Annotated in this window: 11 protein-coding genes; all 11 read left to right on the top strand. The window is 64.2% G+C overall.

The features are described from left to right. Nucleotides 1-176 precede the first annotated feature (176 nt). Nucleotides 177-785, top strand: coding sequence for a DUF2059 domain-containing protein (locus AB3X98_RS07145; protein WP_069262944.1), 609 nt, complete (start codon nucleotides 177-179; stop codon nucleotides 783-785). A gap of 235 nt (nucleotides 786-1,020) precedes the next feature. Next, nucleotides 1,021-2,103: a 3-phosphoserine/phosphohydroxythreonine transaminase gene (gene serC / locus AB3X98_RS07140; protein WP_069262943.1), complete on the top strand. Its 1,083-nt coding sequence runs from the start codon at nucleotides 1,021-1,023 to the stop codon at nucleotides 2,101-2,103. Nucleotides 2,104-2,165: 62 nt separating this feature from the next. Next, nucleotides 2,166-3,251 (top strand): prephenate dehydratase, encoded by a 1,086-nt coding sequence (gene pheA, locus AB3X98_RS07135; RefSeq protein WP_069262643.1) that lies wholly within the window; start codon nucleotides 2,166-2,168, stop codon nucleotides 3,249-3,251. A gap of 128 nt (nucleotides 3,252-3,379) precedes the next feature. Next, complete coding sequence (gene hisC / locus AB3X98_RS07130) at nucleotides 3,380-4,501, top strand: histidinol-phosphate transaminase (protein ID WP_368605532.1); 1,122 nt, start codon at nucleotides 3,380-3,382, stop codon at nucleotides 4,499-4,501. Further along, complete coding sequence (locus AB3X98_RS07125) at nucleotides 4,488-5,477, top strand: prephenate dehydrogenase (protein ID WP_368605531.1); 990 nt, start codon at nucleotides 4,488-4,490, stop codon at nucleotides 5,475-5,477. The genes hisC and AB3X98_RS07125 overlap by 14 nt, the downstream gene beginning before the upstream one ends. An 81-nt stretch (nucleotides 5,478-5,558) precedes the next feature. Next, nucleotides 5,559-6,863 carry a 3-phosphoshikimate 1-carboxyvinyltransferase gene (gene aroA / locus AB3X98_RS07120; protein ID WP_069262640.1) on the top strand — a complete coding sequence of 435 codons (1,305 nt, stop codon included), beginning with the start codon at nucleotides 5,559-5,561 and terminating at the stop codon, nucleotides 6,861-6,863. Between the two features lie 27 nt (nucleotides 6,864-6,890). Then, the gene (gene cmk, locus AB3X98_RS07115) at nucleotides 6,891-7,586 is read left to right on the top strand and encodes a (d)CMP kinase (protein WP_028208177.1); all 696 of its coding nucleotides are present in this window, start codon (nucleotides 6,891-6,893) and stop codon (nucleotides 7,584-7,586) included. A 181-nt stretch (nucleotides 7,587-7,767) separates the two neighbouring features. After that, complete coding sequence (gene rpsA / locus AB3X98_RS07110) at nucleotides 7,768-9,498, top strand: 30S ribosomal protein S1 (RefSeq protein ID WP_069262639.1); 1,731 nt, start codon at nucleotides 7,768-7,770, stop codon at nucleotides 9,496-9,498. Nucleotides 9,499-9,523: 25 nt separating this feature from the next. After that, entirely contained in the window at nucleotides 9,524-9,847 is a 324-nt protein-coding gene (locus AB3X98_RS07105; RefSeq protein WP_027817382.1) for an integration host factor subunit beta, read from the top strand. A 294-nt stretch (nucleotides 9,848-10,141) separates the two neighbouring features. Beyond that, entirely contained in the window at nucleotides 10,142-10,435 is a 294-nt protein-coding gene (locus AB3X98_RS07100) for a lipopolysaccharide assembly LapA domain-containing protein (protein WP_368605543.1), read from the top strand. Between the two features lie 64 nt (nucleotides 10,436-10,499). Then, nucleotides 10,500-11,675 (top strand): lipopolysaccharide assembly protein LapB, encoded by a 1,176-nt coding sequence (gene lapB, locus AB3X98_RS07095; protein ID WP_069262638.1) that lies wholly within the window; start codon nucleotides 10,500-10,502, stop codon nucleotides 11,673-11,675. Nucleotides 11,676-11,728: the final 53 nt, after the last annotated feature.

Raw genomic sequence — 11,728 nt, 5'->3', positions numbered from 1 at the left:
AAGCGTGTTCAATCGATGCGCTTACGCGGGCTTTAAGGTGGGTTTCAGCGAACCTTGTTAGTGTCAGCGAAATGAATGGTGTGCCGGGCGGACCGGTGAGCGGGCGCAGAACGCAATGCGGCGCCCCGCAGTCCGCGCGGCAGCGCAAATCGATTAATTTCTCAAAGGGAGTAATGATGCAAAAACGATTCAAGCAGGTGATGTTGCTGGCCGCTCTCGTGCCGACGTTTGCCATGGCTCAGGCGCTCCAGAACCAGGCGCCCGCCCCCCAGGCACCGGCAGCGGCTGCAGCACCCGTCGATCCGGCCAAGCAAGCCGCGATCAAGGACCTGCTCGACGCGATCGACGCACAGAAGCTCGTCGGCGCAATCGGCAACAGCGCCCAGATGCAAGCCAAGCAGCTCGTCCCGGCCATCCTGTCGGACGCGCTCTCGGAAAACAAGACGATGACGGACAAGCAGAAGCAAGCTGCCGTGCCGTCGCTGCAAAAGAACGCCGTGCCGAAGCTGGTTGACTCGGCAGGCCAGGTCTTCGCGACCGACTCGTTCAAGACGGACGCCATGCAAGCTCAGTACGACGCCTACGCGAAGTATTACAGCACGCAGGAAATCAAGGACCTGACGACGTTCTACCGCAGCCCGACCGGCCGCAAGTTCATTCAGGTTCAAGACCAGGTTGGCCGCGACGTCGTGAACAGCCTGATGCAGAAGTACATGCCGCAGTCGATCAAGGCAACGCGCGACCAGGCCGACAAGGAAGTCGCTTCGGTCAAGGTCGGCAAGTAAGCCTGGCAAATGAGCCCGGCACTTAAGCCCTTCAGGTCCGCAGCCATGATGCACGGTCGCGGGGCCGGATCGGCCGCATAGACCGGGAAGCCCACTGCCGCGCCGTGCGTGGCGGGTTCCCGGCGACAATGCGATAATGGTCGTTTGCGCGATGAGCGCAAGCGGCCATTTTCTTTTTTCTGGCGTGTTTTCCGGCGGTTTTTGCCACAGCGCCTGCCTCGGGGATCTCTCTACGATGCGCGTCTACAACTTCTCAGCCGGGCCGGCAGCGTTGCCAGAGGAAGTCCTGCGTCAGGCCGCTGACGAAATGCTCGACTGGCACGGCAGCGGCATGGGCGTGATGGAAATGAGCCATCGCGGCCCGGAATTCATGCAGATCCACGCCGAGGCGCTGCTCGATCTGCGTGAGTTGATGCAGGTCCCCGCAAGTCACCAGATTCTGTTCCTGCAGGGCGGCGGCATCGGCGAAAACGCGATCGTGCCGCTCAACCTGTTCGGTTCGAAGCCGCGCGCCGATTTCGTCGTGACCGGCTCCTGGTCGCAGAAGTCGCAGAAGGAAGCGCTCAAGTACGGCGAAGCGCATATCGCCGCCACGGGCCGCACCGAGGCCGGCTTCACGCATTCACCGCCGAAGAGCGAGTGGAAGCTCTCCAGCGACCCCGCCTACGTGCACCTGTGCACGAACGAGACGATCGACGGCGTCGAGACCTTCGAGATTCCCGACCTGGGCGACATTCCGCTCGTGGCCGACGCCTCGTCGCACATCCTCTCGCGCCCGATGGACATCGCCAAATACGGCGTGCTCTACGGCGGCGCGCAGAAGAACATCGGCATGGCGGGCGTGACGGTCGTGATCGTGCGCGAGGACCTGCTCGACCGCTCGATGCCGATCTGTCCTTCGGCGTTCGAATGGAAGACCGTGGCCGCGAACAACTCGATGTTCAACACGCCGCCGACCTACGCGATCTATATCGCCGGGCTCGTGTTCAAGTGGTTGAAGCGTCAGGGCGGTCTCGAAGTCATCGAGGCGCGCAATGTGGAAAAAGCGAAGCTGCTCTACGACACGATCGACGCGAGCAGCTTCTATATCAACAAGGTGGAGCGCCGCGCGCGCTCGCGGATGAACGTGCCGTTCTTCCTCGCCGACGAAACACGTAACGCAGATTTCCTCGCCGGCGCCAAAGAGCGCGGGCTGTTGCAGCTGAAGGGCCACAAGTCCGTCGGCGGCATGCGGGCATCGATTTACAACGCGGTGCCGCTCGAAGCAGTGAATGCGCTGGTCGAGTACATGAAGGAATTCGAGGCGAAGCACGCGTAAGCGCTCCTCGCTCACGGGCGAAGCGGCGCCGCGCGCATCCTTTCAGATTGCCGGTTTCACGCATGGACGACGAACTCAACTCCCAACTCAAGCCGCTGCGCGAACGCATCGATGCGATCGACGCGCAGCTCATCGCGCTCCTGAACCAGCGCGCCTCGGTCGCGCTCGAAGTAGGCGAGGTCAAGAAGCACTTCAACGCGCCGGTGTTTCGCCCGGAGCGCGAGCAACAGGTGATCGAGCGCCTGCAGAACATGAGCGACGGCCCGCTCGGCAACGATCACATCAGCGCGATCTGGCGCGAGATCATGGCCGCGAGCCGTTCGCTCGAAAAGACGATTTCGGCTGCGTTCCTCGGCCCGGTCGGCACCTATAGCGAACAGGCGATGTACCAGTACTTCGGTCAGTCGATCGAAGGCCTGCCGTGCCCGTCGATCGATGAGGTGTTCCGCTCGGTCGAGGCGGGCGCCGCCGAGTTCGGCGTCGTGCCGGTCGAGAACTCGACCGAGGGCGCCGTTTCGCGCACGCTCGACCTGTTCCTCGAAACGCAGCTCGTCATCGGCGGCGAAATCGCGTTGCCGATTCAGCACAATCTGATGACGCAAAGCGGCAACCTGCAAGGCGTTACGCGCGTGTGCGCGCATCCGCAGGCGCTTGCACAGTGTCAGCACTGGCTGACGGCGAACGCGCCGCAGCTCGAGCGTCAGAGCGTGTCGAGCAACGCGGAAGCCGCGCGCCTCGCCGCCGCCGACCCGACGGTCGCCGCGATTGCGGGCGATCGCGCCGCCACGCACTACGGTCTCCTGATCGCGAACGCGCTGATCCAGGACGACCCGCACAACCGCACGCGCTTCGTCATGATCGGCAAGCAGCCGGCGGGCGCGACGGGGCGCGACCAGACCTCGATGATCGTGTCGGTGAAGAACGAGCCGGGCGCGGTGTACAAGCTGCTCGAGCCGCTCGCGCGCCACAGCGTGTCGATGACGCGATTCGAGTCGCGGCCGGCGCGCCTTGGCAGCACGTGGGAGTACTACTTCTACATCGACTTCGAAGGTCATCGTGACGAACCCGCCGTGGCCGCCGCGCTCGACGAACTCAGCAAGAAAGCCGCGTATCTGAAGATCCTTGGTTCGTATCCGCGCGCACGCTAAGGCGTGGAAGGTGCGGGCGGCCCGCCGCCAATCGCCGCCCGCCGCATGAGAATGCCGGGCGGCGCGCCTTTCCGATCCGTCCGGTAGAGACCGTTGTACGCCCGGCGCCTTGAGCCCTGGAGAGACGCATGACCACGCAATTCGGCCCCTCGTATGTGCGCGCCATCGCGCCTTACATCGCCGGCAAACCGATTTCCGAAGTCGCGCGCGAGTTCGGACTCGACGAAGCGCGCATCGTGAAGCTCGCATCGAACGAGAATCCGCTCGGTGTGCCCGAATCGGCGCAGCGCGCGATCGCGCAGGCCGCAAGCGAACTGGGCCGCTATCCCGATTCGAACGCTTTTGAGTTGAAGGCCGCGCTGGCCGCGCGCTACGACGTGCCGCCCGAGTGGATGACGCTCGGCAACGGCAGCAACGACATTCTCGAAATGGCCGCGCATGCGTTCGTCGAGCGCGGTCAGGCGATCGTTTATTCGCAGTACTCGTTCGCGGTCTACGCACTCGCGACCCAGGGCCTCGGCGCGCGCCATATCGTGACGCCGGCCGTGCACTACGGCCACGATCTCGACGCGATGCTGGCGGCGATCGATGAGGACACGCGTCTCGTGTTCGTGGCGAACCCGAACAACCCGACCGGCACGTTCGTCGACGGCGCGACGCTCGAGGCGTTCATCGCGAAGGTGCCAGCGCATGTCGCGGTCGTGCTCGACGAGGCGTACACGGAGTACCTCGCGGCCGAGAAGCGCTATGACTCGATCGCGTGGGTGCGCCACTATCCGAACCTGCTCGTTTCGCGCACGTTCTCGAAGGCCTACGGACTCGCCGGCCTGCGCATCGGCTTCGCGATCGCGCAGCCGCAACTGACCGATCTGCTCAACCGTCTGCGCCAGCCGTTCAACGTCAACACGCTCGCGCAGGCCGCTGCGATTGCCGCGCTCGGCGACACGCCGTTCCTCGAGCGCAGCGCGGCGCTCAATGCCGAGGGCTATCGCACGCTTACCACGGCGTTCGAGCGCCTCGGCCTCGAATACGTGCCTTCGGACGGCAATTTCGTGCTGGTGCGCGTGGCGAAGGACGCAACGGACGACGGCGCCGGCGAGCGCGTGAATCTCGCGCTGCTCAAGCAAGCCGTGATCGTGCGTCCGGTGGGCAACTATGGCCTGCCGCAATGGCTGCGTGTGACGATCGGCTTGCCCGAGGAGAACGCGGCATTCGTCGCGGCCCTCGAGCGAGCGCTTGGCGCGCAATGAGCGCGCAACCCTTACTTTTTTCGGTGACGTCGTGAGTGCGTTTTCGTTTAACAAACTGGTGATTTTCGGCGTGGGCCTGATCGGCGGGTCGCTCGCGCGCGCGTTGCGCGAGCGAGGCTCGCACGGCGGCGAAGGCGCGCAGGTGATCGGTGTGGGCCGCAGTGCAAAGTCGGTATCGCGCGCGCTCGAACTGGGCGTGATCGATGCCGCCGCGACGCTCGACGACGAAGCGGCGCTCGCCGCCGCGCTCGACGGCGCCGACATCGTGCTGATCGCCGCTCCCGTTGCGCAAACCCAGGCCCTGCTCGAGCGCATAGCGCCGCACCTGGGGCAAGCAACCATCGTCACCGACGCCGGCAGCACCAAGAGCGACGTGATCGCCGCGGCCCGTGCCGCGCTCGGCGCGCGCATCGCCCAGTTCGTGCCGGGGCATCCCATCGCCGGGCGCGAATCGAGCGGCGTCGACGCCGCGCTGCCCGATCTCTACGTGGGCCGCAACGTCGTGCTGTGCCCGCTCGCGGAAAACGCGCCGGCATCGGTCGAGCGCATCGCCGCGATGTGGCGCGCCACGGGCGCATTGATCGGCGAGATGCCGGCCGCGCAGCACGATCGCGTGTTCGCTTCGGTGAGCCATCTGCCGCATGTGTTGTCGTTTGCGCTCGTCGACCAGATTCTCGCTTCGCCCGACGCCCAGCTGAAATTTTCGTTCGCGGCAGGCGGTTTCCGCGACTTCACGCGCATTGCCGCGTCGAGCCCCGAAATGTGGCGCGACGTGTGCCTCGCGAACCGCGCCGCGCTGCTCGCCGAACTCGACGGCTACACTGAAGTGCTGGCGAAGCTGCGCGCGGCCATCGACGCCGGCGACGGCGCAGCGCTCGAAACCGTGTTCGCGCGTTCGCGCGCCGCGCGCGAGGCGTGGCAGGAGCGCGGCGGCAAGGGCGCGGCGGCGGCCATCGATACAGCACCAGGCAAATAAGCAAGCAGGACCCAGCCCGACGGCGCGAGCGCCGCAACCCAGGCAACCTCAGGTAACACCAGGCATTCTCAGGACACGCTCATGGAACACCTCGATCTCGGACCGTTCACCCGTGCGTCCGGCACGATCCGTCTGCCCGGCTCGAAGAGCATCTCGAACCGCGTGCTGCTGCTCGCCGCGCTGGCCGAGGGCGAAACGACCATCACGAACCTGCTCGACTCCGACGACACGCGCGTGATGCTCGACGCACTGGAAAAGCTCGGCGTGAAGCTCAAACGAGAGGACGACACCTGCGTCGTGCAGGGCACGCGCGGCGCGTTCCAGGCGGTGCGCGCGGATCTCTTCCTCGGCAACGCAGGCACGGCGGTGCGTCCGCTCACGGCCGCGCTCGCGGTGAACGGCGGCGACTACCGCATTCACGGCGTACCGCGCATGCACGAGCGACCCATCGGCGACCTCGTGGACGGCCTGCGCCAGATCGGCGCGAAGATCGATTACGAAGAAAACGAAGGCTATCCGCCGCTGCGCATCCGCCCCGCGCCGGTTTCGGTCGAGGCGCCCATCCGCGTGCGCGGCGATGTGTCGAGCCAGTTCCTCACGGCGCTTCTGATGACGCTGCCGCTCGTGCGCGCCAAGGACGGCGTGACGATCGTCGAAGTGGACGGCGAACTGATCTCCAAGCCCTACATCGAAATCACGATCAAGCTGATGGAGCGCTTCGGCGTGAAGGTTGAGCGCCACGGCTGGCACCGCTTCGAGATCCCGGCGGGCGTGCGCTACCAGTCGCCGGGCAAGATCATGGTCGAGGGCGATGCATCGAGCGCGTCGTACTTTCTCGCCGCGGGCGCGATCGGCGGCGGCCCGCTGCGTGTGGAAGGCGTGGGACGATCGAGTATCCAGGGCGACGTTGCGTTCGCCGCGGCGCTCATGCGCATGGGCGCGAACGTCACGGTCGCCGATGACTGGATCGAGGTGCGCGGGATCGGCAACGATCACGGCAAGCTCGACCCCATCGACATGGACTTCAACCTGATTCCCGACGCAGCGATGACGATCGCCGTGGCGGCGCTCTTCGCCGACGGCGCAACTACGCTACGCAACATCGCGAGCTGGCGCGTGAAGGAAACCGACCGCATCGCCGCGATGGCCACGGAACTGCGCAAGGTGGGCGCGAACGTGGAAGAGGGCCCCGATTACCTGATCGTGCGTCCGCCCGAGCAACTCACGCCGAACGCAGCGATCGACACCTACGACGATCACCGCATGGCGATGTGCTTCTCGCTCGTGAGCCTCGGCGGCGTGCCGGTGCGCATCAACGACCCGAAGTGCGTCGGCAAGACGTTCCCCGATTACTTCGAGCGCTTCCTGGCGCTCGCGCAACCTTGATTCAATGAAGCCGAGTACCTTTGCCGCATGAAATCGACCCGTCCCTTTTATCCGACGCCCGTCATCACGATCGACGGCCCGACTGCTTCCGGCAAGGGCACGGTGGCCGCGCTAGTCGCCGCGCAGCTCGGCTTTCACCTGCTCGACAGTGGCGCGCTGTACCGCCTGGCGGCGCTCGCGAGCATGCGCTACGCGATTGCGGCCGACGACGCCGAGAACCTTGCGAAGCTGATCGACGATCTCCATATCACGTTCCGCGAGGGGCTTGCGCAGCTCGATGGCGTTGACGTTTCGAACGAAATCCGTGCCGAGGAAGTGGGCAACCGCGCCTCGATGATCGCTGCGCATCCGGCCGTGCGCACCGCGCTCGTGGCGCGCCAGCGGGCGTTTCGCAAGCTTCCCGGGCTCGTTGCGGATGGCCGCGACATGGGCACCGTGATCTTCCCGGACGCCGTTCTGAAGGTGTTTTTAACGGCCAGCGTGGAGGCCCGTGCGGCCCGCCGGCATAAGCAATTGATCCAAAAAGGTTTTTCTGCTAATATGGATGACTTGCTTCGGGATTTGCGTGGACGCGACGCGCGCGACAGTAACCGCGCGGCCGCACCGCTCAAGCCTGCAGCAGATGCGCAGCTTCTCGATACTTCGGCGCTCTCCGTCGACCAGGCGGTCGAACAGGTGGTGCAGTGGTATCAGGAGTCTAGCCAACTGCGGCCCGTACGGTAATCCGCGAACGGGGCAAAGCGCAGTAAAGAAAGCAGTAAGCAGTACGAGTAGGTGCCCTGGAAAGCAACAGGGCGTGTGTTAAACCCTTTAACCCCGTATGGCTTTTGCATCTGCGCCGCGAGCATCGTGTTCCGGCCTCAACGCCCGGCAGTCAAGACCGACTGGCGAGGTAGCGAAAACCATGCAAATCCAGATTTTTATGTCCGACCTGCAAACCTCCACCCCGAATACCGAATCTTTCGCGGCTCTGTTCGAAGAGTCGCTGACCCGCCAGGACATGCGCGCCGGCGAAGTGATTTCCGCCGAAGTCGTGCGCGTCGACCACAACTTCGTGGTCGTCAATGCTGGTCTCAAGTCCGAAGCCTATATTCCGCTCGAAGAATTCCTGAACGACGCGGGTGAAGTGGAAGTGCAGGCGGGTGATTTCGTTTCCGTCGCGATCGACGCGCTGGAAAACGGCTACGGCGACACTATCCTGTCGCGCGACAAGGCGAAGCGTCTCGCTTCGTGGCTGTCGCTGGAAAAGGCTCTCGACAACAACGAACTCGTGACCGGCACGATCACGGGCAAGGTCAAGGGCGGCATGACCGTCATGGTCAACGGCATCCGCGCGTTCCTGCCGGGTTCGCTCGTCGACACGCGTCCGGTCAAGGACACGACGCCGTACGAAGGCAAGACCCTCGAATTCCGCGTCATCAAGCTCGACCGCAAGCGTAACAACGTCGTGCTGTCGCGCCGTGCAGTGATCGAAGCCACGCAAGGCGAAGAGCGCGCAAAGCTGCTCGAAACGCTCAAGGAAGGCGCGATCGTCAACGGCGTGGTCAAGAACATCACCGACTACGGCGCGTTCGTGGACCTCGGCGGCATCGACGGCCTGCTGCACATCACCGACATCGCATGGCGTCGCGTGCGTCACCCGAGCGAAGTTCTCTCGGTTGGCCAGGAAGTCACCGCGAAGATCCTCAAGTTCGACCAGGAAAAGAACCGCGTTTCGCTCGGTATCAAGCAACTGGGCGACGATCCGTGGGAAGGCATCTCGCGCCGTTACCCGTCGGGCACGCGTCTGTTCGGCAAGGTCACGAACATCACCGACTACGGCGCGTTCGTCGAAGTCGAATCGGGCATCGAAGGCCTGGTTCACGTGTCGGAAATGGACTGGACCAACAAGAACGTTGCTCCGTCGAAGGTTGTCCAGCTGGGCGACGAAGTCGAAGTCATGGTCCTCGAGATCGACGAAGACCGCCGCCGCATCTCGCTCGGCATGAAGCAGTGCAAGCCGAATCCGTGGGATGACTTCAGCCGCAACTTCAAGAAGGGCGACAAGCTCCAGGGCGCGATCAAGTCGATCACCGACTTCGGCGTGTTCATCGGTCTGCCTGGCGGCATCGACGGTCTGGTTCACCTTTCGGACCTGTCGTGGTCGGAAGCTGGCGAAGAAGCCGTTCGCAAGTACAAGAAGGGCGACGAAGTCGAAGCCGTGGTTCTGGGCATCGATGTCGAGAAGGAACGCATTTCGCTCGGCATCAAGCAGCTCGAAGGCGACCCGTTCAGCAACTTCGTTGCTGTCAACGACAAGGGTTCGATCGTCGACGGCGTGGTCAAGTCGGTTGACGCCAAGGGCGCAGTCGTGACGCTGAACGCTGACGTCGAAGGCTACCTGCGTGCTTCGGAAATCGCGCAAGACCGCGTGGAAGATGCTCGCAACGTGCTGAAGGAAGGCGACAAGGTCAACGCGATGATCATCAACATCGATCGCAAGTCGCGTGGCATCAACCTGTCGATCAAGGCGAAGGACTCGGCTGAAACGCAGGAAGCCCTGCGCACCATGTCGGCTGATTCGGGTCAGGCTGCCACCGGCACGACCAACCTCGGCGCGCTGCTCAAGGCCAAGCTCGACGGCCAGAACCAGTAAGCCTCAAACGGGGGCAAGCTGAAGTATGACCAAATCTGAATTGGTCGCGCAGCTGGCTACGCGATTTCCGCAACTTGTTCTCAAGGACGCGGATTTCGCGGTCAAGACGATGCTCGATGCGATGTCCGAGGCGCTTGCCAAGGGCCATCGCATCGAAATTCGTGGCTTTGGCAGCTTCGGCCTGAATCGTCGGCCGTCGCGCGTCGGTCGCAATCCGAAGTCGGGTGAAAAGGTGCTGGTGCCTGAGAAGTTCGTGCCGCACTTCAAGCCGGGCAAGGAACTGCGCGAGCGCGTCGACCGTAATTCGGGCGAGCCGCTGAAGGCGGACGAGCCGGACGACGACCTGTAAGCGTTGGATCGTTTTCGATCGGGCGATTGCGGTCGTCGGCGGTCAATGCCAGATGGCCAGAATGCATGGACCGGTAAAAAGCGCTGGGGTGAACAACCCCGGCGCTTTTTTTTCGTCTGCGCCTTTTCGACGCGGTTAGTTCCGGCAAGCCAGGTCGCCTGGCTCAGTGCTCGCTCACACGTGTCGGCCCGCGAGCCGTTCAATTACAATACGGGACACTTCGGCGCGGCTTGTGCTGCGGCGCAGCATGTCCGCCGTGCCGGCGCCTTTCTCAACTGCCAAGAGAATCCTTCAATGAGATTGATCGCCTGGGTGCTCCGTGTGCTGGTGTTCGTACTGCTGCTCGTCCTTGCGCTCGCCAACACGCAAACCGCGACGCTGAACTTTCTGGCCGGATATTCGTGGCAGGCCCCGCTGATCCTGATCGGCCTCGCGTTTTTTGTCGTGGGGGTGCTGGCGGGGCTGCTTTCCGCGCTGCCCGGCGTGTTCCGGCTGCGCATGGAAAACGGCCGCCTCAAGCGCGACTTGCGGGTGGCGCGTGAAACGCCCACGCCGAGCGTCGAGCCGCCGCTGCCGCCGCTCATCTGATTTGTATTGCCGTGCCGCGCGCCTGAACGCGTGCGGCTGATTTTCCGCTCATACCATCGCTCGCATGGATCTCGATTTTTGGTGGCTCCTCGTCATTCCCGTGGCTTTCGCGCTCGGCTGGATGGCGTCGCGCTACGACCTGAAGGCACTGCTTTCCGAAAGCGCCAACCTGCCGCGCTCGTATTTTCGCGGCCTGAATTTTCTGCTCAACGAGCAGCCGGACAAGGCCATCGACGCGTTCATCGAGGTCGCCAAGCTCGACCCCGAAACCGTCGAGCTGCACTTCGCGCTCGGCAATCTGTTTCGCCGCCGCGGCGAGACCGACCGCGCGATCCGCGTGCATCAGAACCTGCTTTCGCGTTCCGACCTGCCCGTGAACGAGCGCGACCACGCGCTCTATGAACTCGGCCAGGATTTTCTGAAGGCCGGCATGCTCGACCGCGCAGAAGAGACCTTCGGCAAGCTCAAGTCGGGCGACTTCGCGCTCGGCGCTCAGCGTGCACTGCTCGCGATCTACGAGATCGAGAAGGACTGGAACCGCTGCATCGACACGGCACGTCATCTCGAAACGATGGGCGCGGCGTCGCTCGACCTCGAGATCGCCCAGTTCCACTGCGAACTCGCGCAGGAAGCGCTCCAGCAGAAAAAGCCCGACGAAGCGCGCCGTCAACTGGCGCTCGCGCTCAAGGCCAATTCGCAGAACGTGCGCGCGACGATCCTCGCAGGCGACGTCGATGCGGCAAGCGGCGATTGCGAGACTGCGCTTGGCCACTGGCGCGATGTCGAAGCGCAAAACCCCGCTTATCTGCCGCTCGTCGCCGAAAAGGTCATGAAGGCCTACGAGACGCTCGGCCGCGCCGAAGAGGGCGCACAATTGCTCACGACGTGGGTCGACGCGTATCCGTCGAACGATCTGCTCGACGTCGCCTACAAGTATGTCGCCGCGCTGCGCGGCCCCGATGCGGCGCACGCGCTCGCCCGCACGCAGATGCAGAAGTCACCGAACCTCGCCGGCATGGCGCGCCTGCTCGAAGCGCAGCAGGCCACGGCCGAAGAGCCGCGCCGCAGCGAACTCGAGCTGATGCGCAAGCTGCTCCAGCAGCGCACCAAGAACCTGCCTCGCTACACCTGCCAGAACTGCGGATTCCGGGCGCGCCTGTTCTACTGGCAGTGTCCGGGCTGCAGCGGCTGGGAAACCTATGCGCCGCGCCGTGTCGAGCCGGTTCCCGCGTCGAGCTGAGCCTTAGGGGCGCGCGTGCCCAGCCCGGCACCAGCCGGCCGCGCCCACAATCA

The sequence above is a fragment of the Paraburkholderia sp. BR14312 genome, assembly GCF_040948675.1.
Taxonomy (GTDB): Bacteria; Pseudomonadota; Gammaproteobacteria; order Burkholderiales; family Burkholderiaceae; genus Paraburkholderia; species Paraburkholderia nodosa_A.
This window is presented reverse-complemented; position numbering and strand designations above follow the sequence as displayed.

Coding starts and splice junctions, on each gene's coding strand:
- aroA (WP_069262640.1), top strand. CDS start 5,559: ATGGAACACCTCGATCTCGGACCGTTCACCCGTGCGTCCGGCACGATC.
- serC (WP_069262943.1), top strand. CDS start 1,021: ATGCGCGTCTACAACTTCTCAGCCGGGCCGGCAGCGTTGCCAGAGGAA.
- AB3X98_RS07100 (WP_368605543.1), top strand. CDS start 10,142: ATGAGATTGATCGCCTGGGTGCTCCGTGTGCTGGTGTTCGTACTGCTG.
- AB3X98_RS07105 (WP_027817382.1), top strand. CDS start 9,524: ATGACCAAATCTGAATTGGTCGCGCAGCTGGCTACGCGATTTCCGCAA.
- pheA (WP_069262643.1), top strand. CDS start 2,166: ATGGACGACGAACTCAACTCCCAACTCAAGCCGCTGCGCGAACGCATC.
- lapB (WP_069262638.1), top strand. CDS start 10,500: ATGGATCTCGATTTTTGGTGGCTCCTCGTCATTCCCGTGGCTTTCGCG.
- hisC (WP_368605532.1), top strand. CDS start 3,380: ATGACCACGCAATTCGGCCCCTCGTATGTGCGCGCCATCGCGCCTTAC.
- rpsA (WP_069262639.1), top strand. CDS start 7,768: ATGCAAATCCAGATTTTTATGTCCGACCTGCAAACCTCCACCCCGAAT.
- cmk (WP_028208177.1), top strand. CDS start 6,891: ATGAAATCGACCCGTCCCTTTTATCCGACGCCCGTCATCACGATCGAC.
- AB3X98_RS07145 (WP_069262944.1), top strand. CDS start 177: ATGCAAAAACGATTCAAGCAGGTGATGTTGCTGGCCGCTCTCGTGCCG.